Origin of the sequence: Enterococcus sp. AZ149 (assembly GCF_051714285.1) — a bacterium.
In the GTDB taxonomy this organism is placed as follows: Bacteria; Bacillota; Bacilli; order Lactobacillales; family Enterococcaceae; genus Enterococcus_D; species Enterococcus_D entomosocium.
On record NZ_JBIORO010000001.1, the window covers coordinates 2,838,983 to 2,864,984 of the forward strand.

At 43.5% G+C, this 26,002-nt stretch carries 24 protein-coding genes; 3 read left to right on the forward strand and 21 right to left on the reverse strand.

Features of this window, described 5'->3' with window-relative positions; all coding sequences use genetic code 11:
* Window positions 1-124 precede the first annotated feature (124 nt).
* The 4 genes from IGI94_RS13115 to xylB form a co-directional block, all read right to left on the reverse strand.
* Window positions 125-1,534: a response regulator gene (locus IGI94_RS13115; RefSeq protein ID WP_061053206.1), complete on the reverse strand. Its 1,410-nt coding sequence runs from the start codon at window positions 1,532-1,534 to the stop codon at window positions 125-127.
* A 36-nt stretch (window positions 1,535-1,570) separates the two neighbouring features.
* Entirely contained in the window at window positions 1,571-3,037 is a 1,467-nt protein-coding gene (locus tag IGI94_RS13120) for a glycoside hydrolase family 1 protein (RefSeq protein ID WP_438899862.1), read from the reverse strand.
* A gap of 141 nt (window positions 3,038-3,178) precedes the next feature.
* The gene (gene xylA / locus IGI94_RS13125; RefSeq protein ID WP_008380597.1) at window positions 3,179-4,486 is read right to left on the reverse strand and encodes a xylose isomerase; all 1,308 of its coding nucleotides are present in this window, start codon (window positions 4,484-4,486) and stop codon (window positions 3,179-3,181) included.
* Between the two features lie 117 nt (window positions 4,487-4,603).
* Window positions 4,604-6,100, reverse strand: coding sequence for a xylulokinase (gene xylB, locus IGI94_RS13130; protein WP_061053208.1), 1,497 nt, complete (start codon window positions 6,098-6,100; stop codon window positions 4,604-4,606).
* Between the two features lie 250 nt (window positions 6,101-6,350).
* Between xylB and IGI94_RS13135 the strand changes: the two genes are divergently transcribed.
* Complete coding sequence (locus tag IGI94_RS13135) at window positions 6,351-7,529, forward strand: ROK family protein (protein ID WP_016612770.1); 1,179 nt, start codon at window positions 6,351-6,353, stop codon at window positions 7,527-7,529.
* A gap of 56 nt (window positions 7,530-7,585) precedes the next feature.
* On the opposite strand, the gene IGI94_RS13140 is transcribed toward IGI94_RS13135, so the two are convergent.
* The 4 genes from IGI94_RS13140 to IGI94_RS13155 all read right to left on the reverse strand — a co-directional run bounded on the left by IGI94_RS13140 (window position 7,586) and on the right by IGI94_RS13155 (window position 12,396).
* On the reverse strand, window positions 7,586-8,419 hold the full coding sequence (locus tag IGI94_RS13140) for a carbohydrate ABC transporter permease (protein WP_005228444.1): 834 nt from the start codon (window positions 8,417-8,419) through the stop codon (window positions 7,586-7,588).
* On the reverse strand, window positions 8,420-9,331 hold the full coding sequence (locus tag IGI94_RS13145) for a carbohydrate ABC transporter permease (protein ID WP_016612771.1): 912 nt from the start codon (window positions 9,329-9,331) through the stop codon (window positions 8,420-8,422). It abuts the gene before it with no gap.
* Between the two features lie 126 nt (window positions 9,332-9,457).
* Window positions 9,458-10,783, reverse strand: coding sequence for an ABC transporter substrate-binding protein (locus tag IGI94_RS13150; protein WP_008380593.1), 1,326 nt, complete (start codon window positions 10,781-10,783; stop codon window positions 9,458-9,460).
* Entirely contained in the window at window positions 10,780-12,396 is a 1,617-nt protein-coding gene (locus IGI94_RS13155) for a glycoside hydrolase family 43 protein (RefSeq protein WP_008380592.1), read from the reverse strand. The genes IGI94_RS13150 and IGI94_RS13155 overlap by 4 nt, the downstream gene beginning before the upstream one ends.
* A gap of 266 nt (window positions 12,397-12,662) precedes the next feature.
* On the opposite strand from IGI94_RS13155, the gene IGI94_RS13160 reads away from it, so the two are divergent.
* Window positions 12,663-13,457: an AraC family transcriptional regulator gene (locus IGI94_RS13160; RefSeq protein WP_008380589.1), complete on the forward strand. Its 795-nt coding sequence runs from the start codon at window positions 12,663-12,665 to the stop codon at window positions 13,455-13,457.
* A gap of 262 nt (window positions 13,458-13,719) precedes the next feature.
* On the opposite strand, the gene IGI94_RS13165 is transcribed toward IGI94_RS13160, so the two are convergent.
* The 11 genes from IGI94_RS13165 to gnd form a co-directional block, all read right to left on the reverse strand.
* Window positions 13,720-14,442 (reverse strand): HAD family hydrolase, encoded by a 723-nt coding sequence (locus IGI94_RS13165; RefSeq protein ID WP_438899863.1) that lies wholly within the window; start codon window positions 14,440-14,442, stop codon window positions 13,720-13,722.
* Between the two features lie 96 nt (window positions 14,443-14,538).
* Window positions 14,539-15,156, reverse strand: coding sequence for a bifunctional 4-hydroxy-2-oxoglutarate aldolase/2-dehydro-3-deoxy-phosphogluconate aldolase (locus IGI94_RS13170; protein WP_438899864.1), 618 nt, complete (start codon window positions 15,154-15,156; stop codon window positions 14,539-14,541).
* Window positions 15,153-16,250, reverse strand: coding sequence for a mannonate dehydratase (uxuA, locus tag IGI94_RS13175; RefSeq protein WP_005234052.1), 1,098 nt, complete (start codon window positions 16,248-16,250; stop codon window positions 15,153-15,155). The genes IGI94_RS13170 and uxuA overlap by 4 nt, the downstream gene beginning before the upstream one ends.
* A gap of 20 nt (window positions 16,251-16,270) precedes the next feature.
* A complete protein-coding gene (locus IGI94_RS13180) occupies window positions 16,271-16,726 on the reverse strand; it encodes a PTS sugar transporter subunit IIA (RefSeq protein WP_008380583.1) in 456 nt (151 codons plus the stop codon).
* Between the two features lie 24 nt (window positions 16,727-16,750).
* Window positions 16,751-17,626: a hypothetical protein gene (locus tag IGI94_RS13185; RefSeq protein WP_008380581.1), complete on the reverse strand. Its 876-nt coding sequence runs from the start codon at window positions 17,624-17,626 to the stop codon at window positions 16,751-16,753.
* 102 nt (window positions 17,627-17,728) lie between these two features.
* Window positions 17,729-18,235: a PTS system mannose/fructose/N-acetylgalactosamine-transporter subunit IIB gene (locus IGI94_RS13190; RefSeq protein ID WP_005228434.1), complete on the reverse strand. Its 507-nt coding sequence runs from the start codon at window positions 18,233-18,235 to the stop codon at window positions 17,729-17,731.
* Window positions 18,236-18,253: 18 nt separating this feature from the next.
* Window positions 18,254-19,111 (reverse strand): PTS system mannose/fructose/sorbose family transporter subunit IID, encoded by an 858-nt coding sequence (locus IGI94_RS13195; protein ID WP_008380577.1) that lies wholly within the window; start codon window positions 19,109-19,111, stop codon window positions 18,254-18,256.
* Window positions 19,112-19,130: 19 nt separating this feature from the next.
* Entirely contained in the window at window positions 19,131-19,964 is an 834-nt protein-coding gene (locus IGI94_RS13200) for a PTS mannose/fructose/sorbose/N-acetylgalactosamine transporter subunit IIC (protein ID WP_008380575.1), read from the reverse strand.
* 11 nt (window positions 19,965-19,975) lie between these two features.
* Entirely contained in the window at window positions 19,976-21,079 is a 1,104-nt protein-coding gene (locus tag IGI94_RS13205) for an iron-containing alcohol dehydrogenase family protein (protein ID WP_034872125.1), read from the reverse strand.
* Window positions 21,080-21,094: 15 nt separating this feature from the next.
* Window positions 21,095-22,096 carry a D-isomer specific 2-hydroxyacid dehydrogenase family protein gene (locus tag IGI94_RS13210; protein WP_016612775.1) on the reverse strand — a complete coding sequence of 334 codons (1,002 nt, stop codon included), beginning with the start codon at window positions 22,094-22,096 and terminating at the stop codon, window positions 21,095-21,097.
* Window positions 22,097-22,107: 11 nt separating this feature from the next.
* Window positions 22,108-23,007, reverse strand: a complete 900-nt coding sequence (gene gnd / locus IGI94_RS13215) for a phosphogluconate dehydrogenase (NAD(+)-dependent, decarboxylating) (protein ID WP_008380568.1) — start codon at window positions 23,005-23,007, stop codon at window positions 22,108-22,110.
* 152 nt (window positions 23,008-23,159) lie between these two features.
* Between gnd and IGI94_RS13220 the strand changes: the two genes are divergently transcribed.
* A complete protein-coding gene (locus IGI94_RS13220; RefSeq protein WP_429960215.1) occupies window positions 23,160-24,011 on the forward strand; it encodes a MurR/RpiR family transcriptional regulator in 852 nt (283 codons plus the stop codon).
* A 257-nt stretch (window positions 24,012-24,268) separates the two neighbouring features.
* Here the strand turns inward: IGI94_RS13220 and IGI94_RS13225 are convergent, their stop codons facing one another.
* Both IGI94_RS13225 and IGI94_RS13230 read right to left on the reverse strand, forming a co-directional pair.
* Window positions 24,269-24,640 (reverse strand): YccF domain-containing protein, encoded by a 372-nt coding sequence (locus tag IGI94_RS13225; protein ID WP_008380564.1) that lies wholly within the window; start codon window positions 24,638-24,640, stop codon window positions 24,269-24,271.
* A gap of 160 nt (window positions 24,641-24,800) precedes the next feature.
* A complete protein-coding gene (locus IGI94_RS13230; RefSeq protein WP_008380562.1) occupies window positions 24,801-25,865 on the reverse strand; it encodes a DUF1002 domain-containing protein in 1,065 nt (354 codons plus the stop codon).
* Window positions 25,866-26,002 lie beyond the last annotated feature (137 nt).

The window sequence follows — 26,002 nt, forward strand, 5'->3', positions numbered from 1 at the left end:
TTCAAAAAGCGCTTACAGTTTCATTTAAATTATATAAAAGAAAAAAAAGAAAGCCTACCAAGCAATTTAGTCATCGTTACCCTAAAAAATAGATGTCCGTAGAAAATCACGGACATCTTTGTGGTTATTCATTTTTCCGAAACTCATTCGGTGAAACCCGATGGTATTGTTTGAACTTTTTATAGAAATAATCAACATTGCTGTAGCCCACCAATTCAGCAACTTCGTAGACCATTAGATTGGAATGACGTAAGATTTCCACCGCTTTTTCCATTCGTACTTCATCCAAGAACGCCAAATAATTTTTACCGGTTTCTTTGCGAAACTTCTTGCCTAGATAGGCACTATTGTAATTGAAACGTTCCCCGATTTTTTTCAAGGTCAAATCTTCTTGATAATGCTTTTTTGTGTATTGGATCAATTCTGCAATGATATCGATTTGGTTCAAACTGCTGGCGACTGTTGCTTGCAAGTCTGCTAGTTTTTCGGTGATCACCTCTTGTAGCATCGGAAACGTTTGGGCGAGAAAAATCTGCTGATGCACTTCGTCTGTCGACCATTCGATCGCTAATGCTACTTTTTCACTGATTTGATGCTGCAGCCATTCGATGTCGCCATTGACTTGCCATTTGATCTCTTCTTCCAATGCCAATAAATGATAAAAGGTTTGATAATAGCGGAATAACGGCTGTTCCAACGGATCGTTTGCCAAAATCGCTTTTACTAATTCTTCACGCAAATCGCTTCGTTCTTCTGCTTCTTGGGTCGTATCCAAAACATGGTGAGAAATGACTTGATTGGGAAATAAGAAAATCAATTTACTTAATGTCTGGATATCGATCATCAATGGCTTCAAGTTCTCTTGCGCCGCAAACCAGCGGGAGATCAAGATCTCTTGATGAGCCATTTTTTTGCGGCACCACGCATCGATCGCCTCGTCGGGAAAGCGTTCCTCGTTTAACAAAACCAAATACCGATGATGCCGATGGATCAAGGTGATGACTTGCGCCACTTGCTCCTGCAATTTCTCAACCAGCTTTTGGGCATCTGCCTCCTCGGAAAGTCGCAATAGCTTGATGGCTTGTGCGTCTTTGATCCCCGTTTGATCCCCGCCAAACAATTTCTCCATCAACTGACTCTTCTGATTTTTCTGCTGATCGGTCTTGGCTTTTTGATCGATTTTCGTCAAAATACCGATCAGCTCTTCTTCATCAACTGGTTTCAGCAAATAGGTCACAGCGCCCAGTTGCAACGCTTGCTTGGCATAGTCAAAATCTGAGTAGCCGGACAAAATAATGGCAAAAAACAAAAGCCCTTCCTCCGATGCTGCTTGCACCATCTCAAGACCATTTTTTCCCGGCATACGGATATCAGCGATCACAACGTCTGGCTTCAATTCGCGGATCATTGCCAAGCCATCTTCGCCGTTTTCCGCCGACCCGACAATTTGATACCCCAGACATTCCCAATCGATGATCAGAGGCAGTCCATTTCGGATCGATGCTTCATCATCAACGATCAACACTTTACGCATTTTCCAACCTCCATTTTCAGCTACTCCTTCGTTACATCATGTTTCACTTGTCAAACTTGCCCCATTGGTGCGAATCACCTCTTGATACCAATAAAAACTATCCTTCGGGATGCGCGCCAACTGACGTTCGTTTTGATTGTCGCGATCGACATAAACAAACCCATAGCGTTTTTGGTATCCATTCAACCAACTTAGTAGATCTGTAAAGGACCAAGCACAATAGCCGATCAGCTCAACCCCATCCGTGATAGCCTTTTGCAGTTCCGCCAGATGTTCCTGCAAATAGGTAATGCGGTATGGATCATGGATCTGTTTGTCTTCTGTCAATTGATCGATGGCGCCTAACCCATTTTCAGTAATAAAAATCGGCAAGTCATAATTGGCTTGGATACGTCGCAAGGCTACACGGAAACCAACGGGATCGATCTCCCAGCCCCAATCTGTTTTTTTCAAGTGGGGATTTTCCGCCGTCGCAAACATGGTTTCTTCTGGTGAGAACTCGCCAGCTGCCGCTTGCATCAAATACGGATCGACTTTAGAAAATTCTTTCTTTTCAGCTGACTGCTTTTGCAAATTGTTTTGTTGGGCCGTTCCACCGTGATAGTAATTGATCCCTAAGAAGTCAGGTTTTGCCTGTTTTAATAGTGCTTGATCTTCTGAAGTGACTTCAGGAGCCAGACCGACTTTGGCTAATTGCTTGTAGACAAATTTCGGGTATTCGCCTTTGCAATAGACATCTAAAAACCACGCGTTGTTGAAGGCTTCGCCATTTTCTGCAGCCAGCACATCTTCTGGGTCACAGCTAAACGGATACATCGGACCATAGCCAAAACTTGGACCAATCTTGCCCTGTGGAACCAGCTCATGGAACAAATTAATTGCCTTTGCATTGGCAAGGTTGATGATATGATTGGCTGCATACATCCGTTTTAAGTCCTTCAAGCCCGGTGGATGTGCCGCCCAACGGTACCCAAGAGAAGTGAAGACATTTTGTTCATTCATGGTGACCCAATAGGTGACTTTCTTTCCTAAGCGTTCAAAAAGGATTCGGCAATACCGTTCAAATGCCGCTGCTGTTTCTCGTCCCTCCCATCCTTGGTATTTGTCTTGCAAAGCCTGAGGAAGATCCCAATGATACAGCGTCAAAATCGGTTCTACTCCTTGCCGAAGCAATTCGTCCACCAGCTTTTCGTAAAACGCCACACCAGCTTCATTGACCGCACCTTCGCCATCAGGCACGATTCGCGACCACGCCACGCTGAAGCGATAGGCTTTCAAGCCCATTTGCTTCATCAAGGCAACATCTTCTTTGTATCGATGGTAGTGATCGATCGCCACTTTGCCGTTGGTTTCCTCAAAGGTATTGCCGGGAATTTGGGCATAGGTATCCCAAATCGACGGACCTTTGCCGTCTTCTGCCCATGCACCTTCAATTTGATAGGCCGCCGAAGCCGCCCCCCATAAGAAGTTTTCTGGGAAAGGATCTAAGTTTGTGTGAAACATCAAGTTGCCTCCTTCAATTCCTAAACCGAGTTAAATCGGTTACATTTTATCGTATCATAATTTGGTTGATTCGTAACAATTGCCAAAAGATATTTTTTAGGTGAAAAAACTGTCGCTCCTCAGAACGACAGTCGTTTCTTATTAAAACAGGTAATCATTCAAACGAGATTTCACATATTCAATGTGGCTGGATTCTAATTCGATTTGATCATGCGCCAATGCGTAATCTGTCAGTGTTTCTAAGTTTTCCTCATCAGCAACGATCTTCGCTCCGATGCCTTCTTGGAACGAGGCGTACCGTTTTTCCTTCAACTCGTCTAAGAAGCGGTCTTCTTTCAGTTTCGCTGCTGCTTTTAACGCTCGGGCATACGTATCCATACCAGCGATGTGGGCTAACAACAGATCTTCCATTTCAAATGACGAACGACGGACTTTAGAATCGAAGTTGATTCCTCCCGGTGCGATGCCGCCGTTTTCTAAGACTTCGTATAAAGCGAGTGTCGAGTCAAAAACGTTGGTTGGAAATTCATCCGTATCCCATCCTAACAGCATATCTCCTTGGTTGGCATCCAGTGAGCCTAATGCGTTATAGCTACGGGCAACGGCGATTTCATGTTCAAAGGTATGGCCAGCTAATGTTGCATGATTGGCTTCTAGGTTTAATTTGAAATCTCCTTCTAAGCCGTAGTGCTGAATGAAGGCCATCGTTGTCGCTGCATCAAAATCATATTGGTGCTTTGATGGTTCTTTTGGTTTCGGCTCTAATAAGAACTGCGGTTTATGACCGATTTTTTCGCCATAAGCGATCGCCATTTTGAATAGACGGGCGATGTTGTCTTGTTCAAATTTCATGTCTGTATTCAACAAGGTTTCATAGCCTTCACGGCCGCCCCAGAAGACATAGTTTTCACCGCCTAATTTTTTCGAGATATCTAAGCCTTTTTTAACTTGGGCTGCTGCATACGCGTAAACTTCCGCATTATTGGTGGAAGCAGCGCCGTTGTTGAAACGAGGGTGTGAGAACATATTTGCTGTATTCCATAAGAGTTTGATCCCCGTTTGTTCCATTTTTTCTTTGATCAAATCGGTGATTTCGTCTAAGTTTTGGAAAAATTCTTCTAACGTTTCTCCCGCAGGTGCCACGTCAACATCATGGAAACAGAAGAACTCTGCCCCTAATTTTTCGCAAATCTCAAAAAAAGCTTCTACTCGATTTTTCGCCGTTTCCATTTCGGTGTCACCGATCCACGTCCGTTTGTTGACGGGTGCGCCGAAAGGATCGGAACCATCTTGCGTCATGGTGTGCCAATAGGCAATTGCAAAACGTAGATGATCTTTCATTTTCTTGCCTAAAACAACTTCTTCGGCATCGTAATGGCGAAATGCAAACATATTGTCTGTTTTAGGACCTTCGTAGCGGATTTTTTCGATTTCTGGGAAATAAGTCATTGTTGTTGCCTCCATTTTATGTTTTTTAGTGTAATAAACTAACTTACTTAGTTCCAATCATTTAGAACCAATAACGATTCCTCGCTTTGATCAAACAAATTGTCTGCTGCCATTACGCTATTCGAGCTGCGCCAACGCATGGCAGATAGGCGCGGTCTGCTGGTAGACGGTCCGGTAGATCGCATAAATTTCTTGGTATTTGGCGACATTTTCAGGAATCGGTGCAATTGCCTTGCTGTATTTGACAAAGGTGTTAACACAAGCGGCCGCATCTGGATAAATGCCACTGCCGATTGCTGCCAGCATTGCTGCGCCCATACCTGGACCTTGTTCAGTAGATAAAGTCAGCATTTCTGCATTAAAAATATCGGCTTGCATTTGCAGCCATTCGGCATTTTTCGCACCGCCCCCCACAGAAACGATCTGGGTGAATTTCCGCTGTGCTCGTTCTTCCATGATCATTTGGGAATCTTTCAGAGAGAAGGTGATCCCTTCTAAGACGGCACGACTGAAATGCTTTTCGCGATGCCGTGTGTCAATACCAATAAAACTTCCCCTGATTTGGCTGTCGGTATGTGGTGTGCGTTCGCCCACGATATAAGGCGTAAACAGCAGGCCTTCTGCCCCCGGTTTTACCTCACTGATCGCTGAAAGCAATTCCTGAAACGATTGGTTTGGGGCAAACGTATCACGATACCAGCTTAAGGAATTTCCAGCGGCTAAAGTGACCCCCATTGAATACAACTTGTCTTTGATCGCATGACGGAAAAGGTGTAGATCGCCTTGATAATCAACCTCTTGCGCTTCTTCAAAGGATAAGAACACACCGCTAGTGCCAATCGACACCATGCCGACACCTTCGGCGATGATCCCGGACCCTAATGCAGCACAGGCATTGTCTGCGCCACCTGCATAGATCGTCACCTCTTGTTCAAAGCCAAAGGCTTCTTGCAGTTCTTTTCGCATTTGCCCTACAGGCGCTGCTGATTCAAAAAGCGGCGGCAGTAAATCCGATGCGATTGCGAATTTTCCTAGAATGGCTTCAGACCAGCACTTCTTTTCGATATCCAGCAGTAACGTACCCGCCGCATCAGAATAATCCATCGAATAGTTACCTGTCAGCCAAAAAGCCAAGTAGTCTTTTGGCAGCATCATGTGACGAACTTGTTGCCAATGTTCAGGCTCGTGTTCTTGGACCCATAAAATTTTGGGTAAGGTGAACCCTTCCAAAGCAACATTCTTGGTGATTTCTTTTATTTCCTCTCCAAAGGATGCCATGATCGCTTGACATTGTTTGGTGGTTCGAACGTCATTCCATAATATTGCCGGGCGAATGACTCGGTTTTCTTCATCCAATAAAACAAGACTATGCATTTGCCCGGAAAAGCTGATGCCGATCAATTCTTTCTGCAACGTTGGAAGCTGCTGGATCAAGGTTTTGATTACCTTATCTGCCGCCTCTTGCCAATGCACAGGCTCTTGCTCACTGAACCCCGGTCTAGGGGATGACAATGGATAGTCAACACTTGCTGTTCCTTGGAGTTCCCCGGTTTGATCAAAAACTAAGCCTTTTAACGCACTTGTTCCTAGATCCAACCCTAAAAAATAAGCCATCTCTTCTCTCCTTCCTCTGTTTGAAGCAGTTAACCATTGCCTCTCAATCGGTTAATTAGCATTCAAAACTAACTAATTGGATAGTAAACGATTCTCGCATTCCTGTCAAGCGCTTTCAACAAATCTTTCTATGATTTTCGTTCTCAAACTGCTGCTTCTACATTCTTCGTCTTTTCTTTATTCTTCAGCTTGCACAATATTAATTTGCACGGTAAACTAACACTAATCACATCTATGAAGAGGAGAACACATGATTATCAATAAAATGGGCATACGCGAACAAAATGAAGCGGCTGTATTGAAGACGATCATTGACAATGAAAATGTGTCACGAGCGGAAGTGTCAAATTTGACCCATCTCAATAAAGCGTCTGTTTCTCAAATAACAAAAAAACTGATCGACACGGACTTCGTTCGCGAAGTCGGCATTGGGGATTCCACTTCGATCGGTGGTCGCAAACCGATTCAATTGCAATTCAATCACCGCAGCAGCTTAGCTGTTACCTTTGACATCGGCTATAACTATGTTCGTGGAATGCTTTCTTATATCAATGGCGAGATGATCGCCTCCGCCGATCATTCCCATGAATTGATCACCAAAGAAAATGTACTGGCGACGATCGATTCTATGATGAAAGAATTTTGGCCGCAAATGCCGCAAACCACTCATGGATTAGTAGGAATCTGTTTGGCGATCCACGGCATCGTTCACAATCAGACGGTCACCTTTGCCCCCTACTACGACTTGGAACACTTTGATTTGATCGCCCCTTTGAGCCAAAAATACAATACGGCGGTCTATATAGAAAACGAAGCCAATCTGACGGCTTTAGGCGAGTACTGTTTTTCTTCTGATTCCACGAATTTACTGAGCGTCAGCGTCCATAGTGGGATCGGTGTCGGAATCATCGTTGATGGGCAGCTACAAACCGGTACTCACGGCATGGCGGGGGAAGTTGGCCATTCTACGCTCTTTCCTCACGGCAACTTGTGCCCTTGCGGCAATCGAGGCTGCTTAGAGCAATATGCGTCGAACAAAGTCTTGTTTGACACCTACAGTCACTATACAAAAACAGCGTTCGTTAATTCGGATACCTTTGCACAAGCCTATCATGCCGGAGAAAAATCAGCAGTCGAATTGGCGCAACAAAATGTTGAGTTTCTTAGTATTGGGCTAAACAATGTCATCACTTTTTCTGATCCCGAAGAAGTCTATATCAACAGCTCGGTCTATCGCAAAATTCCTGATTTATTACTGGCGCTGCAACAAAAATTGACCAGCCAGTTCACCAAAAACACGAAGATCAAAAACAGCCGATTAGGCGATCAAGCCCCGCTGTTTGGCGGTAACGTTTTAGTGGCGAAACATTTCTTGAATATCAACGATTTGCGCTTTGCAGCACTTGATCTCTCCCGTGTGATCCATTAAATGAATGCTGGACTGAAGACTCAGTCCAGCGTTTTCTTTTGGGAAAAAAGGTCTCGCTATCCTTTGATTCCGCCAGCCGTCACACCGCCCACGATGTATTTCGATAGAAACAGGTAAATCAGCAATAAAGGAATAATACTTAATGAGATCCCTAGATACATACTGCCAAATTCAGTACGGTAAACATCAGTTTTCAGCAATTGGACCAGCATCGGCAACGTATACTTTTCCGTATCGTTGATCAAGATCAAGGGCATCAAGAAATTATTCCACGAGGTCACGAACGAGAAAATCGCCATGGTGGCTAAGCCCGGTTTCATCAAGGGCAACATGATGCGATGGAAAATTTTGATTTCGCCGGCTCCGTCCAAACGAGCAGAATCTGCCAAATCAGGATGATAGATCGTTTCTAAGTATTGCTTTAAGAAAAAAACGGTAGCAGGTGATGCGATCGCTGGTAAAATCAATGGCAGAAAATTATTTAAGAGCCCTAAGCGATTCATAAATTGATAAAAACCGATCATGCTAATTTGCTGAGGGATCATGATCAGCCCAAGAATGACAGCAAACAGGACTTTCTTGCCACGAAACTCATAGGCGATCACGCCATAAGCTGTCAATGCCGAAAAATATACATTGAGAACGGTAGCGCCAGCCGCAATCAAGAAACTATTTTTAAATCCATTGAAAACATTGAAGCCTCTGCCCATTAAGACGGACCAGTTGTATTGGAGATTACCGCCAGGCCACAAGGACAGCCCTTGCTGGATCTGTTCTGCTGAACGGGTCGCATTGACTAAGACGACCCAAAACGGCAGAATACTTAAGATGGTCAGCAACACCAAAAAGACATAGATCAACAATCGTTTTGCTCGATAGCTATTTTCCATTTATTTTCGCCCCACTTTGCTGTTTTCTTTGAAAAATTGAAACAATAACGTGCTTAATACGATCGAAAGTACCAATAATAGCACCGACGCGGTTGCGGCAACGTTGAAATTCCGACTCCCGGTAAAGGCTTGGTTGTAGATAAACATCGTGATCGTTAAGACACTATTGTTGGGATTGCCGTTTGTCAGCAAAAAAGGAATGTCGAACATTTGCAAGCCGCCAATCAAAGACGTCACCAATGTATAAAGCAAGATTGGTTTTAACAAAGGCAGCGTGATCTTGCGGAAAATTTGACCATCATTGGCTCCATCGACCATTGCTGATTCAAAAAGAGCATCATCAATGCTCAAAATGCCCGAAACCAAAACGATCGTTGTCTGACCATACCACATCCAAAATTGGATAAAGGAAACGATCAGCCGAGTGCCCGTTTCACTACGGAAAAAGTCATAGGGCTGGTCCAAAACACCGAAATGCTGCAAGACTAGGTTGATCGGACCTAACGGAAAACTGAACAAAACGAAAAATAAGATTGCTACTGAAGCGGCAGTAATGATGTTGGGTAAGTAAAAAGCGACTTTGAAGAAGCCTTTCCCCCGCAAACGCAACTTGATATTGGTAAACCATGCCGCCAGCAACAGAGCCAAGCCAATTTGAGGGACAAAGTTTACGCCCCACAAAATAAAGGTATTGCTGATCGATTTTAAAAATAACGGGTTGCGAAAAATCGCAAAATAGTTATCCAGTCCGACAAGATTGGCAGCTGGATTCCACCCTTTTAGATCCGTAAAGCTTAGGTAAATCGTATAGAGAATTGGATAAAGCTGAAAAACCAAGAATGCTAGAAAAAATGGTGTGATAAATAATAGCCCATAGCGATGATACTGTTCAAATCTTCTCTTATTCTGCATCGTAATCCCCCTGATTTTTTTCTTCTACTGCCAACTTCTGCCTGTAAAGACAAGCCATTTAAGCAGCGCATAGTACCTAGAAAAGGTTGAAACCGACCCCGTCTTCGGTGCCGGTTTCAACAACACCTAATCTACTTGAACATCTGGATAAGCATTGACGACCGCATCTTTAAAGTTTTGGATCGCCGTTTCCTGATCCACTTCACCTTTTGAATATGGTGTCAAACAACTATCCGTAAAGAGGGTTTCAATCGTCTGGTCATACTCGGTCAGAATTTTCGCGTTGATGTCTTGAACCATATCGGCAAATTCTGCATAGTGGTTTTGACCGCCTAAAAATTCCTCTTCATATTCGCCTTTAATTTCTTCAACGACTCGCTCATTTGATACAAAATCACCGGTATCTTCGGCCCATTGTTTTAAAAATGCTTGATCTGTGGTCAAGTAAGCCACCAATTGCGCAGCTTCTTCTTGCATCTCAGAATTTGCCGTAGCACCGATCCATGTGCCGCCCCAGAACCACGACGAAGGTCCTTGGATCATGCGCCAGTCGCCTTCTGTTGAGCTGGAGTTATCGGCAGCTGTCGCATTTGGTTTTAACCAATAGTGCAGCCCCCATGTCGGCAAACTATAACCGAATACATTGTCGCCATTCATTCCAGCAAACCAAGCTTCTGACTGTCCTTCTGTATCTTGTGTCAGGCCTTCTTCTACAAATTTTCGTGATACATCCAACAAGTCATACAAACTGTCGTCGATCACTAATTTGCCGTCTTCAACCCAGCCATGTTCGCGTTGACCATAAAAAGGCTTCGCCAAATCTTGGACACTAGAGATCATATAGGTGGTTCCACCACTTTTTTCTTTGACTGCTTTGGCTTGCTCATAGAACTTGTCATAGTCTGACAAGGCCGCTTGCGCAGCCGCTGGATCATCGATTCCTAGCAGCTCTTCTGCCATCGATGCCCGGTAATAAAACCCGCCAGGAGCAGCTTGCCAAGCCAAGGCATGAAGAACCCCGTCTTTTGAAGTCCCTACGTCTTTGACATATTGATACGTATCTGCTGAGGCTTCATCAAGCCCCAGTGAACCAAGGTCTGCCATCATGCCTGATTCCACATATTTTTTGACAAAGGCAGATTCTAAAGCAATCACATCTGGTGCATCTTTGGAACCGAGAATCGGATCGAGCTTGGTCTCGAATTGGTCAGAAGGAATCTCCACGATCCGAATGTCATAGGCCAAGTCGTCATGCGCCGGCAAATAGTAATCATTGATCATCGTTGATAATTCTGAAGTAAAGGTCCAAACCACGAGTTCATCCTTGCCACTACTTCCCGTTGCGCTATTATCTGAGCTGCTGTTTCCAGAACCATTCCCGCAGCCACTAAGCATAAAAGCTGCTAAGCCCGCCAATGACACTGTTTGTAAGACCCGTTTCCAATTTTTCATCTTTCTTCCTCCTCGATTTTTTGATAGTCAAATGAATCAAAATCAGCCGCCAAACGATTGCCGGTCGTATCAATCGCAAACATCCCTACAAAAGCCCCTGTAAAGAACCCACCGTAATGTTCTGCTACATAGTCGTCAGACAATTGCAAGCTGTCAAATAGCTGATCGATGACCTGCCACTCTTTTTGATCAAACGAGTACGCGTATTGATAGTGGGCATAATTAACGATCGTTTTGAAGTAGACTGTTTGTACATCGGCTGGTATCACAACTTCTGGTGCTTTTTGACTCTTCAGTTGGCCCTTTTCGCTTGTCAATACAGTGATGATTCTGCCTTTCGTCTCATCATGAGTGATGTAGATCGCCGACCAGTTTTGTGTATTGTAGTAATTCGTCATGCCTGCTAACTGTAGAAACGAGTTCGGTGAAAATTCGACGGCAGTCGTTGCTTCGAAACGAAAATCGCTCCATCTTCTTGCCACCAGTGCTTGATGGAACAAGGAATTGAACGACTCTCGCCCATACAAGCGCAAGTACCCTGGTCGTGCGGTCAAACTACCGATTTCCTCAGAAAAAGGAATCCGCAAGGTTTGAAACACTGGTGCCAACGACGCCTCTTCAAAATCATCAAAGCCTGATTCTGTTTCCCACGGATGTTCGGGCAGCTGTGGCTGTGGGACTTCCTCTTTTGGAAAGTTTCCGCCTGTGATATACGGCCAATCATTTTCCCAATAAACAGACTGGATCGCTGTTTCTCGTCCGAGCGGGCAATAGCCGCGATTTTCTAAGAGGGGCGTTTCTGGATACTTCAGCGCTCGCCCTGTTAAGTGAACAAAATACCATTCATCGGTCTGCGTTTTCACAAATGAACCATGGCCAGCTTTTTGTAGCAGGATCTCTGGCTGTCCCCAGGAACTGATCAGAGGGTTTTGAGGATGAACTTCATAAGGCCCTTCGATGTGCGTCCCACGAGCGATGGTACTTGCATGTTCAAACTTGGTGCCGCCTTCTGCCGTCAATAAATAATAATAGCCGTTCACTTTATACATAACCGGTGCTTCCGTCAATTTGCGCTCTGTTCCTTTGAAGATGATTTTGGGCTGCCCCACCAATTTCTTGGCTTGCCAATCAAACTCTTGGAGAGCGATCCCATAAAAGGAATGGTTTGTCGGACGATAATCCCAAACCATGTTCAAAAAATATTTTTTGCCGTCGTCGTCATGAAATAACGAGGGATCGAAACCAGAAGAATTCATATAGATTGGTTCTGACCAATCCCCATCAATGGTCTCACAGGTGATCAAATAATTGTTCACATCTTTCCAACTATTAGATTGTGTTTTGACATCTGAATAAATCAACCAAAAACGACCATCACTGTAACTTAAGTTTGGCGCCCAAACACCCCCAGAATCTGGGTTTCCCAGCATATTCAACTGACTGACACGATTGACTGGTGTACTGATCAAGCGCCAGTTCTTCAAATCCTTCGAATGGAAGATGCGCACACCTGGAAACCATTCAAAGGTCGACGTAGCAATGTAATAATCTTCTCCTGCACGACAAATACTCGGGTCTGGATGAAAGCCTGTTAGTATCGGATTGGTAATCAAAAAAATTTCCTCCTCTTTCCCTTTTTGGCATTTTGTGATTCAACTGAGTGTCAGTAGGAATGAGCTTCATCCAGTTAGTAAGTTTTCTTTACTAATATACCTAACAAAAAAAAGAAACTTGCTGCTGCAGCTCATTTTAAAAATATTCACTAATCATTGTTCTATTTACTTTCTTCAGCTGAACTGTCATAATTATAGAATGAAATCGCTATCATTCACAGGACGATTTCCACACATCGATAGACAAAAAATGGAGGATAGATCGCGTGACTATTTTAGAAGAATACCATTTCGGCGAATACCTAGGCGTTTCCAGTTACCATCCCTACTCGCTTAATTACATGGAACATTTTCATCGTTCCTTTGAATTGCTTTTTTGTAGTGACGGCGAAGCGGTTGTCAAAATCGAAGAAAGTCCCTATGTCCTTACAACTGGCCAAGTGTTATTAGTCATGCCTTACCAGACCCATGCCATCGAAACCCCTAAGGAATCACAACTGCATATTCTGGTTTTTTCGCCGGAGTTTATTCCAGATTTTTATGCCAAAACCAAAGATTTCGCTTTGTCAGATCCCGTTATCACCATTGATTCGTCTGTCGCAAATCAGCTGTATTATCCTTTATTTGAAACGGATTCCCTCTATTTACGAAAATCGGCACTGTATCAAGTCCTTTACCTTTTTGAGCACCAAACGACTTTACTACCAGCCAAAAACCAAGAGGATATCCTGATCCAGCTGCTTGCCTATATCGAGTCACACTTCAAAGAAGAGCTGACGCTCGAAAAACTAAGCAGCAGTATCGGTTATAGTAGCGTCTACGTTTCCAGAATGATCACTGAGAAATTGAAAAGCACCTTTCCTCGGCTTTTGAATCAAGCAAGAATTCGCCATGCCTCTTTTTTGCTGACTCATAGTCTCTTGCCGATTACGGAAGTAGCAGAACAGGCTGGCTTTCAAAATGTGCGAACCTTCAATCGAAATTTCAAAGCTTTGACCTCACTGACTCCGAAAGAATACCGCTTAACACACAATGCTCATTTTTCGTTGCTGAAGGAATAGCGCAAAAAAGCAGCTTCACTTACCTATAAAGTGAGCTGCTACAATCTTACTCGTTTTTCTAGTCAGCCTTTTGCCACGTTCCCAGAAAGTAGTGAAAAACATTCTAACTCTCCCCTTCTTCATAGAGAAATGAGCAGGAAAAGACCAATTGCCAAAATGAACCTTTGTTGTTTTACCGATTCCGCAACGCTATGCCTGATTTATAGCACCGTATGTTCTTGCTTAATGCCGTTTGCTTTATCGAAGCTTCTTGGAACATCGATCAAGGCCAAGAAAAATGATTCACGACTAGCCAGTCTCTGACTTCCGTCAGATCAGAAAAAGTTTTCACCTGTGCAGCTACTTCTTGCTCAAGTTTTGGCTGTTTAAGCAAAGGATACTTCCCATTTTTCTTGACTGGCAAAATACTCAAATCATCCGCAATCAGAAAAGCTGGGATCTTGGCTTGTTTTGCGGCTCTTATGCCGGCTAGAGAATCTTCTAATACCAAGGCTGCTTCAGGCTTTACGCCTAATTGTTGGCATGCTGTCAGAAAGATTTCTGGATCAGGTTTGCCCTTTCGCACTTGATCCCCAGAAACCACCGTATCAAACCAATCTGGCATCTGTTCCATTTCAAAATACGCCTTGATTTTTTCTTTCGACGAAGAGGACGCCACGGCTATCAAGCAATCTTGTTTTTTTAATGCTTCCAATAGTTCAAGAAGGCCGGGCTTTTTGAACACCCGTTTTTCTTCAGCTAAAATCACTTCTTTCTGACGATTCATCGCTTCTCGCCACCTATCCGTTGGTACCGTACTGCCATAGAGTTCCTGCATCCCTTTACGAATATCTGCTTCCGTTCTGCCAGTCAGGTAATAATAAACATCTTGGCAAACTTCAAAATCATACTCCTCCGCGGCTCTTAAATAGGCGCGGTAAGCTAACCGACCAGTTTCAAACATCAAACCGTCCATATCAAAAATCACCAGTTTTATCTTCTCCATCCTATGGCCTCCTTTGCTTTTCTGCGAATAAAAAAGCAATGGTACCAAAATCCTTTGGCACCCATTGCTTCATCTTGTTTATATACAGCTGACTGCTCAACTTAGCAATGATTTTACATGCGCCAAATGGCTGTCAGCCTTTTCCCGCCCTTCTTTTACTAGCGCTTCTGACAGAATGAAGGAGCCGCCAACCGCTAATACTTGCGGATCAGATAAATAGTCTTGAACATTTTCGAGAGTGATTCCGCCAGTTGGGACAAATCGAATATCGTAAAACGGACCACTGAGGGCTTTGATTGCCGACAAGCCCCCGTAGATATCCGCAGGGAAAAATTTCACAACTGATAAGCCATAATCCGTTGCCCGTTGAATGTCATTGGGGGTAGCTGTCCCTGGAAACACTGGAATGTTTTCGGCAAGACAAAATTCCACCACATCAGGTATAAGAGCAGGGGAAACAATAAAGCGCGCCCCTTTCTCAACCGCTGCTTTCGCTTGTTCTAAGGTGCGGACCGTGCCTGCGCCTACGATCAATTTGCCCGATTGAGAGAGTTTTTCAATCGCTTCTAAAGCAAGGTCACTGCGGAAGGTCACTTCAATAAAATACAGTTCATGCTCAATCAGCAGTGATTCTACTACTGGCAAATAGGTAAGGTCTGTTGCAGTGTAAAGAGGCAACACCCTTGTTTTTGCCAATTGTTCATAGAGTGTCATACGCTCTCTCCTCCCTTCGTTCCCCTCGATTGCATTTGCTCTTTCAAGACGGCTTCATGAAGCCCTTGAAGATAACTGATACCAATCGCGCGATCATACAGACCATAGCCTGGCATCGCCACTTCCCCCCAGATCGTCCGCCCGTGATCAGGACGGATGACACCATCAAAACCGACCTCAACCAAGGCTTTCATAATGGCATACATATCTAACGATCCTTCAGTGGAAAGATGGGCAGATTCTTTAAATTTGCGTTCCCCCATAAACAACACATTGCGAAAATGAACAAAGTTGATGCGGCCTTTTAAGCCATGAACGATCTCCACCATGTCGTTTTCTGGATCGGCACCTAACGAACCGGTGCACAACGTCACCCCATTATAAGGCGAATCCACGATGGCCATGATTTTTTTCAAGTCCTCTAAATTTTTGGTGATCCGTGGCAAACCAAAAATTTCCCAAGGTGGATCGTCCGGATGGATCGCCATTTTCACATCTACTTCTTCACACACAGGAATGATCCGCTTTAAGAAATAGCTTAAGTTATCAAAGAGGATCTCTTGAGTGACCCCTTCATAAGTTGCCATCAAACGCTGGAACTTTTTCAGTCGTTCTTCTTCCCAGCCTGGCAATTTAAAGCCTTTTGATTGGCTATGGATTAGCGTATACATCTCACTAGGTTCCATATCATCCACAACGGCTTGATCATAGAGCAAGGAGAAGCTGCCATCCTCGTTTTGATAAAATAGGTTTGTTTTTGCCCAGCCGAAGATCGGTTTGAAGCTATAGCAGATCATATGTACATCACAAGCTGCTAAATTCCGAATCGTTTGAATATATTGATCGATGTAGTGATCCCGTTCCTCTGTTCCAGCTTTGATCGCATCGTGGATCGCGACACTCTCAATCCCTAATAGCGAAAGATGCTCTTTTTCAATTGATGCTTTTAGTGCGTTGATTTCGGAAATCTCCCAGACATCTCCGGGCATTTTATTCAGAAGTGTTCCTACAATGCCGTGCATTCCTGGAATTTGTCGAATATTCGTTAACGGGATCGTATCCCCTTCCCCGTACCATCGAAACCCCCATTGCATTTGCTGTCACCCTTTCGTTTTTAAAAATCATCGTCCTCATCAGTTTCTTCGCTACTATCACCTGCTGAAGAATTGTGCCAAATCGCTACACTGTTTTCTCCTTGCTGGATCACTGCTGCCACCGCCTGTTCAATCGGTGTCGCCAAAAATTGATGATTGATTGCTTCTAATACCATCGGTAGATTCACTCCGCCGATCACATACGTCTTTTCCTGAAGTGGTTCATCTAATTGATTGATCGTTACAACCGACTGATTGTAGGGACTGGCACTCAATAGATCAGCAAACACCACGACACCGTCCCCTTGATCTGTTTCATGGATTGCTTCATGGATTTTGTTTCCCAGAAGTTGAATATCCTCTCCGTGGTTCAAATTAACGACCGCAATATTTTCGACACTGCCCATGATCACCTCTGCGGCATCTTTAAAACCAGTACTCAGCTGTCCGTGAGTTGCCAATACGATTCCTAACAAATGTTGTTCCTCCTTTTTCGCTTCCTAACCAAATAACGCAAGGACTTTTTGCATATTCCTACTATTCAGCTCTTTTTGCTTTAATTGTTTTTTAGGCAACACATACGTCTGATCCTGTTGCTTTTCTGCACAAAACAGATAGTTGATGCTGCCCATTGCTTCACTACTGTGTTCGATTGACAACTGCTGGAGTTGCCCTTCATTGAATTGCTTGCCGATAGCTCGAATCGGAGCATCGGCACCAATAGAATCTAAATAATAAATCTTCGCATTCGGCCTTACTGAATCACGTAACACTTCCAACCCGCGTTCTCCGTAACTTCCTTCATCAAGAAATGCGAAGGCCGTCGTTGTTTGACTGTTTTGACTGATTAGGGACAGCAGCGCTAAGATAGAGGAGGTATTGCGGGTTAGATTTTGCTGAAATCCTGCCCCGCGGCTTACGCGATTTAATAGCAGAAAATAAATACCGACCCCTGAAGCAAAAAGCGCTGTTTGCCAAGACAATAAGGGAAATCTCCCTGAGGCAAAGTGGATATAAAGCCAGGTACCTAACAACCCTAAAAGAATCATCACTGCTGAAGCAGTCAGAATAAATTGATTTGTTTTACGGCCTTGCTCTTGCCGATCAAAAAAATGGTAATCGCCGAAATGCTCTGGCGGTGTATCATAATATGTGCAGATGATCCGTTTTGCTTTGGTCAGATCACCAACATACAAATTGCGTGAGGCGTTTTTTTTCGTGTGATCATACTCGATCACCTGAAGGTCTTTGCGAAATGGAATGATATCCGCGATGAGTGCCTTCAAAAATCTTTGTTTGCTTTTATCCGTTGATCGCGACCGATAGACATATCGATAACGAAAAAGCCAATCACGAAATGCTTCTGTTTGATTCATGGCGGATTCTCCTATTCACAAATTACTGACAAGGAAGGAGGAACTCTATTTTTATAAGACCCTCCGCCTTCCTCTTCAACAGATGACGAACGCGCTCAATGATTACAAATTGAACTGCTTCAACACATCTTTAAGGGTTGATTTCGGTGCAGAAGGTGTTGCTTGAAAATAGATTGATTCCACACCGTACGCTTCGTTCATTTCTTTGAGTTTTTGCGCATCAGCTTGATTTAAATAAACAGATTTTGTTACCAAGAGATCTTTCTCGGGATCTTTTTGGGCGATACCGCCTATGTTCAATTCTTTCATTGGCACGCCGTGTTTGACTAAGTCGTACATCACACTGACGGTTTTAGCGATCAAAATACAGTTGTAATCTTTGAAGTTGTATTCATCCCAGTAAAATTTGGCTTTTTCTGGTGTAACGACGATCGTTTTTTGCCCTGTGCGGCTACCGGCATTTTTGTATAATTCCCGCATGAACTTATCCTTAGCTACTACCTCATCCACTACAAAGATCGAGTTGACTCCGCTTTTTTGCGACAAGGTCATCATGACCTGCCCATGGATCAATCGTTCATCTACTCGTGCTAAATTTACTACACCCATTGTTGACACTTCCTTTTCTTATAAAATACCGACACCGGCTAAAATAATCAGAATCAAAGTCAGCCATAGCAATGCTTGCGTGACTTTTAATCCTTTCTTTGTATAGAACCAGTAGACGCCCATTACAACTGCTAACGGCAAGATCCCTGGTACAATCTGATCAAGGATATCTTGGATAATAAATTCTCGTCCAGAAATATCAAACTGCAGCGAAGAACTGACTTTGACATAGTTTCCAGCCAGAACCCCCATCATAAACAAACCGAGAACCGACAGTGTTTCAATGGCAGTTTGAACACCTGTACTCTGCATCAAGCCAGTTGCGTTGCGTCCCATTGAGAACGCTTGGCGGGCAAAAAACATTCCTAGAGAAACTTGATACAGTGCAAAGCAAATGAACGGAAACAACGCACCTAGCGGACTTCCTTGCTGTGCCCAAGGGACGGCAATCGCAATAAAGATATATTGAACGGTTCCTGAGTCGATGGCATCCCCGATTCCTGCTAAAGCACCCATCAAACCAGCTTTCGTGTTGTACATTAGATCATCCTGCATCAAGATCTCTTTTTTCTCATGCTCTTCCTCGGCTCGCTGTTGTTCCATTGATGACATCAGCCCAGTAATAACACCGCCACCCCAACTTAGCTGGGTATTGAAAAACAACAGTTGGCGTTTGTAGGCAGCTTTCAGTGCCTCATCGTCTTTGTAAAGTTTGCGCAAAATCGGCATCATGGCGTATAAAAGCGATGGTGATAAATACCGTTCAAACGAATGCGGGATCTCATTGGCGAAATGCCATCTTAGGTATGCTTTTGTGACATCTTTCTTCGTGATTTCTTCCGGTGCGCCTTGCGCTTTTTGAATTATTTCGGTCATTACTGCTCCTCCTTATCGATTAGAACCCGTCATCATAGTCATCGTCATCATCAAAGGATGGTGATGCTGTATTCGTTTCTGGGGCTGGGGCCAATTTTCCTTTTTGTGACTGAACAAAAATCAACGCGATCAAAATACCAAAAATCGCATAGGTGACCATGGTAATTTCCAGCGAACTGAAAACTACACTCATGAAATAGGCCAAGAAGAAAAAGACCATATAATCTTTTCGACCGATCACATAGACGGTAGTTGCAATCCCGATCGCTGCCAATCCGCCGCCGACTACTTCTAAAATATGGATAACGACTGTCCCCTCAAGAGCATTGATGACATCAGCAATCAGTGGAGCGCCTAAATAAAGTGCAATAAATACCAGCGGAACAAATAAAATAAATGAAGCCAGCGTTGGGTATAAAATTATTGAACGAGTCATTGCTTTGTCATTAAGATCTTCCACTGCTTTATCCGTATATTTTCCTAAGAAGGTATTGATAAAGAAACGGAACTGATATAAATAACTCCCAAGCAAACCAACAGGTACGGCAACAGCAATCGCTGCTTCTGGTTGCAGATTTCCTAGCAAAGCTACCGGTACGGCAATCGCCGCTGCAATCGAAGGTTCCGCCGGCATGGATCCGCCGGGAGAAAATACCCCCATGTAAATCATTTGTAAAGCGGCAGTGACGATCATGGCTTGAGGCACATTTCCCATCACCAGTCCGACAACTAATCCCGTCATCAACGGTGAAAAACGTAAAGTCAGTGTGGCGCCTCCGCCGAGCCAACGAGACATGACTGCTGCAACCCATAGCGCAATCAGTAAACTTTGTGTAACACTTAATGTATCCATTTTTCCTCCTCCTAAACTTCTTTCAAATAGTTTTCTAAATCAAGAACAGCTTCTTTCAAGCGTTCTTTGGTGATTAAGACTGGAATCAAGTGTACTTTTTCTTTTGAATCTATGAACTGCACCAACTGATCAATGACTTGTGCATCTTCAGGAAAAATACCCATTTGATGTAAACTCATTGGTAAGTGCAATTCTTGATAAAAGGGGATCAACTGATCGATGACCGTCCATTTTTCTTCAAGCGCTAATTGATAAAACATCCCATAGGCAACCTTTTCCCCGTGAAGAAAACGATGACTCTCAGGAAGATATTTACTGATGGCATCATGCATCGCATGCGCCGCTGCATTGCGGGCATATTTATCGCCTAGCCCGCCTACCATTCCAGCAACTGCAATAACGATCTCCGACAAATGACAAAAGGCGTCTGTCACTTCCTGCCGCTTCATATCTTCAATCGCTTGTTTCGATTGTGTCAAAATAGCTGTTTCGCATAATTTTGCTGTATAGCCTGCCATTTGCAAGAAAGGCTCATTTTTCAAATGTGGTTGGGCTAAGATTGCTTCCGATTCAATCCACTTTGCCAACGTATCTGCTAAACCGGCGATAAAGTAGGAGACTGGTGCATCGATCACTAACGTCGGATCGGTAATCAAAAAAGCAGCCTGTCTTAAATAGTGTTCCGACTTCCCTTCAGATTCTCCCGACTCTTTATACATGACAGACAAGGGTGTCCATGGTGCACAATTACTGGCCAATGTTGGGATCAGTCCAAAGGGTCGATTGACTACATGTGCTGCATATCCCACTAAGTCGGCTAACTTCCCGCCACCAACCCCCAGAATAAAATCGATCGCCAGTTCTTCAACAAGATCAGCAATCAGTCCAGCGCCATAATAGCTACATTCTCCTGTGTAGCGATGATAAAAAATTTCCAAATGCGCATCTTCTAAAAAGGGTAATTTTGGTTTCGCTTTTTCCCATGAAACCGTTCCATGTACGAGCAGCAGTCGTTTTACTTTGTACTCTTTTAATACTTCCGGCACATAGTCGATCGCGCCTTCATGGTAACGATAAACTTGCGGTCCAACCTTTACTTTTAAATCCGTTAGCACGAGCTTCACTCTCCTTTATACAGCCAAAAACCGACTTTCCGCTTGAACAGCACGGTCTGGCAGCAGTCCCTTAACGATTCGTTCAATATCCGTTACACATTTGTTTCCCATCTCTTCTAAGCATTCCATAGTATAAGCTGATGTATGCGGTGTCATAACTATATTTTCAAAAGCTAAATACGGATGATCTTTATGACCAGGCTCTTCCTCTAAGACATCGGTGGCAAGACCAGCGATTTTCCCACTTTTTAATCCGCTTACAATTGCCTCTTCATTCAAAAGTGCGCCACGGGCACTATTGGAGAGATACACTTGATCTTTCATTTTTGAAATTTCTTCAAAGGAAATCATATGATAATTTTCCTCCGTCAAGTTAGCACATAGACAAATAATATCTGATTTTGCTAGCAGCTCGTCTAGATCGACTTTTTTTCCGCCATAGCTTTGAATATGCAAAGCGGACTTATATGGATCGTATGCCAAAATCTCGCAGCGGAAACCATTTCTCAATATTTCTACTACACAACTTCCAGTATTGCCGACACCAATCACGCCTACTGTCTTGTTAAATAGTGCGCGTCCGACAAAGTTCGCTCGTTTTTCCCATTGATCTTCGCGGACTTTTGTATTCGATTCAACTGTACAGCGCAGAAGCGCCAATAGATTGGTCACATTATTTTCTGCTACTGCATCACGCTCGACCAAAGCTGGAATGATCGAAACAATCGTTTGGTGGTCCTTCGCTGCTTCTAAATCAATATTGTTATAGCCGATCCCGTGGCGTGTGATCAGTAGCAATTCATCTTTGTACTCAAAAAATTCTTTGGTAAAAAATGGGGTAACACTTGCTATAATGATGTTGTATCCCTTAAGCTTTTCTGCCAATTCTTTCCCGTTGATTTCGCTATCGAACGTGAAAGGACTGACAGTTCCGATTGCTTTCAACCGCTCGATATGTTGCGGAAAGATTTTTCCAAAGCTGCTGGAATTCACTATAGCGATCTTAAACTGTTCCATATTCTTCCTCCTTACTCTTTTGCAACAATCTCATGACCACCAAAACCATTCCTTAGCGCAGAGACGACTTTTGCTGAGAAACTGTCTTCTTCTTGGGACAAATTTCTCATAAACAAACTCATAGCGATCGTCGGTACAGCAACATTCATCTCCAAAGCCGTTTCCACTGTCCACCTAGCTTCACCAGAAGCTGCAACAACCCCGCGATATTCCTCCAACTTAGGGCTCTCATTAAATTGGGCCGCTGCGATTTCCATCAGCCAGCTGCGAATAACCGATCCATGATTCCATACCTCCGCGACGGAAGCCAAATCAAAGTTATAGGCACTTTGTTCAATCAATTGAAAGCCTTCACCGATCGCTTGCATCATTCCATATTCGATACCGTTATGGACCATCTTTAGAAAATGACCGCTTCCTGATTCCCCTGCGTAAAGGTAGCCTCCTAAAACAGCCACATCTGCAAACAAAGATTCCACCTCTAAAAAAGCGATCTCATTCCCGCCAATCATCAAACATGCATCTTTTCTAGCTCCGGAAACCCCACCAGAAGTCCCACAATCAAAGTAATGCACCTCTTTTTCTTTAAACCAGGCTGCTCGGCGAATCGAATCTTTGTAATTAGAATTTCCGCCTTCAATCACGATATCTTTCGCTGATACAAGGGTCCATAGTTCTTCAAGAACCCCCTCAGTCACCGTTCCCGCAGGAAGCATCAACCATAAAATCCGTCGGCCGCTAAAGGAATTCGTCAAATCAGCTAGCGTTTGATAGAGTGTGATTCCAGCTTCTTGCGCTGTTTTCTGCGCATGTACCGAAAGATCCAGCCCTTTTACTTGATAACCTTGATCTTTTAAATTGAGGGCTAAGTTCAATCCCATTTTTCCAAGTCCGATAATTCCTACCTCCATGATAGCGCCTCCATTTCATACTTCCATTATACAAAAAAATATTTTTTTGTAAACAATAAAAATAAAAATAATTTTTATTTGCTTTTTTTCTTTAAAAGAGGTAACGTAACAATACAAAGATGATAATGTTCATATAAAGGAGGTAACCGTCTTTGACTGTTTCGATTCGACTGCAAATAAAAACGCTTTATAAAGACTTAAGTCTCAAAGAACAAGCGATTGCCGACTACATTTTGGAAAATCCTAGTAAAGTCAGCCACAGTTCAATCAGTGATTTATCCAATGAATTAGGCATCGCTGATTCGACCTTTTTTCAATTCACAAAAAAACTCGGTTACAACGGATTTAAAGACTTCAAAATGGCAATGCTGATGCAGGAAAATGATTTTTCTGCCATTTCGATCCATGAAAATATCCAGAAGTCTGATAATGAATTGACTATGGCTCAAAAAGTATTTGATTCCAATATGACCACACTGACTGATACCAAAAATCTTTTAAAAGAAGAAGATTTAAAGATTGCTGCTGCAATGATCAATCAATCTAAACGACTTTTTTTCTTCGGCGTTGGTGGTTCAGAAATCGTGGCAACCGATGCCTATCACAAATTTTTGCGCTCGCCGATCACTGTTTTCCACAGCAGTGATTATCACATCCAACTGATGGAGGCTTCATTGTTGACGCCAGATGATTGCGGCATTTTTATCTCTCATACTGGAAAATCAAGAGAAACCATTGAACTAGCTCAAGTTGCCAAAAACAATGGTGCCAAAATTATCGTCATTACTAGCCATGCTGCTTCTCCTTTAGCCAAACTCGGCGACGTGGTTTTCATCTCTATTTCCGAAGAAACTGAGTTTCGCTCAGAGGCATTGGCATCCAGAATCGCTCAACTGAGCATCATGGATTCCCTCTATGTCATCTTAATGTTTATTAATCGAGACAAAGCACAACAATCGATTGCCAAAATTCGGCGCTCCATTTCAAAAATCAAAGAACCCTGAGAAGGGAAGAAAAAAACTTAACATTTTTCTGTGTTTCGCTAAATCTTTTGTGAATCACGGTTGATATGCAAAAAAACTTGTGTGTTTTTTCCTGTCCTCTTCTTTGGTTTCTTAACAACTTTTTCAGTTCTGAAATTCAACTGCGGTGAGCCTGCCAAAAATCTTGTCCCTTACTCTTGCTGATATTCGCAAAAAAACCACATCACAAAGCTATCCGCTCTGTAATGTGGTTTTTTAAGACTATTTTTTGGGGTAAATCAATAACGACTAGACACAATCTCTGCTCCAAAGGGCATCAACGCTAAGCGCGCCATTTTCAATGATTGCGCCGCAAATGGAATGCCGATGATCGTGATGGCTAGAAGGACTGCGCTAGCTAAATGTCCTAAAGCCAGTGGTATACCAGAAAAAATCAACCATAAAATATTGAGAATCACGGACACGCCACCGCCACGGTAAACGATGTCTTTCCCAAATGGTGCTAATGACAAAGTCGCAAACTTAAAACATTGCAGACCAATGGGAATGCCGATGATGGTAATACACCATAAACACCCAGCCAAAAACCATGAGATCGCACCGATCAAGCCGCCAAAGACAAACCAAATCACGTTGCCTAAAAAATTCATCTGATTGCCCTCCTTCTCTTTTAATAAAGACTGCTCCTGTTTTAGCAAAGAAAGCAGAGGACATCGTTAGCACTCAGATGTGCACTAGCGTCCCTGCTCCTTCCCCTGCGCTCTTCTCTTTTTTCTTAATACAAGCGAAATACGTTATTTTGTAAAATGCTTATTGTCCAGAATCAACCGTTGATTCGCTGCTGTTATTTGATTCATTTGAGTCATTGCCGAAGACACCGGTGATCGAAGACCAGATGCCGCTAAAGAAGCTCTTGATATTTTCCCAAAGGCCCTTAGAGGTTTCTTCGATTTGCTTGCGAGCTTCTGAAAGATCCAATTCTTTGATGAAGTCATCGAAGATATTGTTGTCTCGCATGTCGCTCATCAAAGAGGTCAATTCAGAAATTTGATTTTCCGTAACGATTCCTTCAAGTCCGTTGTCCTTCAAGGCTTTTTCTACTGTCTCTTGAATATCTGCTTGAGTCAATTCCGTACCATCTGCGGTTTGAGCAGCCAAATCGGTTTTCGCTTGTTCTTGCGCAGCATTCAAAGCTTCATCGGAATAGCCTTCTTTGTCTTTGTTCTCTTCGGTGATCGTAGAAAGCACATCCATCTCATCTTGAGCTACAGCTACTCGATTCTGATTGATGACGCCGCCTGATTCTTCAACGATTTTGTAAACCCCAGCTAAAGCACCGGAACCGTCGATCGGTACAGCAGAAGCAACCGTTAGCTTCGCATCAGTGATCCCTGCCGTCAGCGCCGCATTTTGATACTGGGCTGCGGTGATGCGGGTAATGTTATCTGGTGTCGCGATATCGACAGTGATTCCTGCCCCGCTTTCTAGCGTCTGCATTCTGACCGAGCTATAGACCGCCCAATCTGCGGTAAAGCCACCATCGGGAATGTATTTCATCAAGTCATTACCGTTTGTCGTATAAATCGGTGTTTCGCCTTGGATGCCTAAGCGCTCAAGTGTGTAGTCTTCTTGTGCTTTCGTCAAGGCATTTCCGATCGCCACAGCATTGACTTGCAAACGATCTGAACTGCTGTCAGAGGTACTTGTTTGACTGTCGGTAGTGGCTGTCGTTGCGGTAGAACTGCTTGTTGCAGTGGAACTGCTCGTCGTTGAATTGGTTTCGTCAGCAAAAACTTGTGGTGCTGCTAATAAAACTTGGCTAGATACCAAGAGAGTCGCTAAAATCATCGCTGGTTTTCGAGTCTGTTTTTTCATCACTATATCCTCCAAGTGTTGATCTCTTTTTCAGGGATTTTCCCCTCTTACTGCTGTTATTGTACTATAGGTTTTCTTGCAAAGCCTACGTCTAGGGTCTGAAATGAAGAAAAACTTAGAACTCTGCTGCTATTTAA

Coding starts and splice junctions, on each gene's coding strand:
- IGI94_RS13230 (WP_008380562.1), bottom strand. CDS start 25,865: ATGAAAAAACAGACTCGAAAACCAGCGATGATTTTAGCGACTCTCTTG.
- xylB (WP_061053208.1), bottom strand. CDS start 6,100: ATGGCTTATTTTTTAGGGTTGGATCTAGGAACAAGTGCGTTAAAAGGC.
- xylA (WP_008380597.1), bottom strand. CDS start 4,486: ATGACTTATTTCCCAGAAATCGAAAAAATCCGCTACGAAGGTCCTAAA.
- gnd (WP_008380568.1), bottom strand. CDS start 23,007: ATGGAGGTAGGAATTATCGGACTTGGAAAAATGGGATTGAACTTAGCC.
- IGI94_RS13145 (WP_016612771.1), bottom strand. CDS start 9,331: ATGCAGAATAAGAGAAGATTTGAACAGTATCATCGCTATGGGCTATTA.
- IGI94_RS13185 (WP_008380581.1), bottom strand. CDS start 17,626: ATGAATCAAACAGAAGCATTTCGTGATTGGCTTTTTCGTTATCGATAT.
- IGI94_RS13190 (WP_005228434.1), bottom strand. CDS start 18,235: ATGGGTGTAGTAAATTTAGCACGAGTAGATGAACGATTGATCCATGGG.
- IGI94_RS13120 (WP_438899862.1), bottom strand. CDS start 3,037: ATGTTTCACACAAACTTAGATCCTTTCCCAGAAAACTTCTTATGGGGG.
- IGI94_RS13115 (WP_061053206.1), bottom strand. CDS start 1,534: ATGCGTAAAGTGTTGATCGTTGATGATGAAGCATCGATCCGAAATGGA.
- IGI94_RS13200 (WP_008380575.1), bottom strand. CDS start 19,964: ATGGATACATTAAGTGTTACACAAAGTTTACTGATTGCGCTATGGGTT.
- IGI94_RS13135 (WP_016612770.1), top strand. CDS start 6,351: ATGATTATCAATAAAATGGGCATACGCGAACAAAATGAAGCGGCTGTA.
- IGI94_RS13165 (WP_438899863.1), bottom strand. CDS start 14,442: ATGGAGAAGATAAAACTGGTGATTTTTGATATGGACGGTTTGATGTTT.
- IGI94_RS13195 (WP_008380577.1), bottom strand. CDS start 19,111: ATGACCGAAATAATTCAAAAAGCGCAAGGCGCACCGGAAGAAATCACG.
- IGI94_RS13150 (WP_008380593.1), bottom strand. CDS start 10,783: ATGAAAAATTGGAAACGGGTCTTACAAACAGTGTCATTGGCGGGCTTA.
- IGI94_RS13140 (WP_005228444.1), bottom strand. CDS start 8,419: ATGGAAAATAGCTATCGAGCAAAACGATTGTTGATCTATGTCTTTTTG.
- uxuA (WP_005234052.1), bottom strand. CDS start 16,250: ATGCAATGGGGGTTTCGATGGTACGGGGAAGGGGATACGATCCCGTTA.
- IGI94_RS13210 (WP_016612775.1), bottom strand. CDS start 22,096: ATGGAACAGTTTAAGATCGCTATAGTGAATTCCAGCAGCTTTGGAAAA.
- IGI94_RS13225 (WP_008380564.1), bottom strand. CDS start 24,640: ATGAATTTTTTAGGCAACGTGATTTGGTTTGTCTTTGGCGGCTTGATC.
- IGI94_RS13170 (WP_438899864.1), bottom strand. CDS start 15,156: ATGACACTCTATGAACAATTGGCAAAAACAAGGGTGTTGCCTCTTTAC.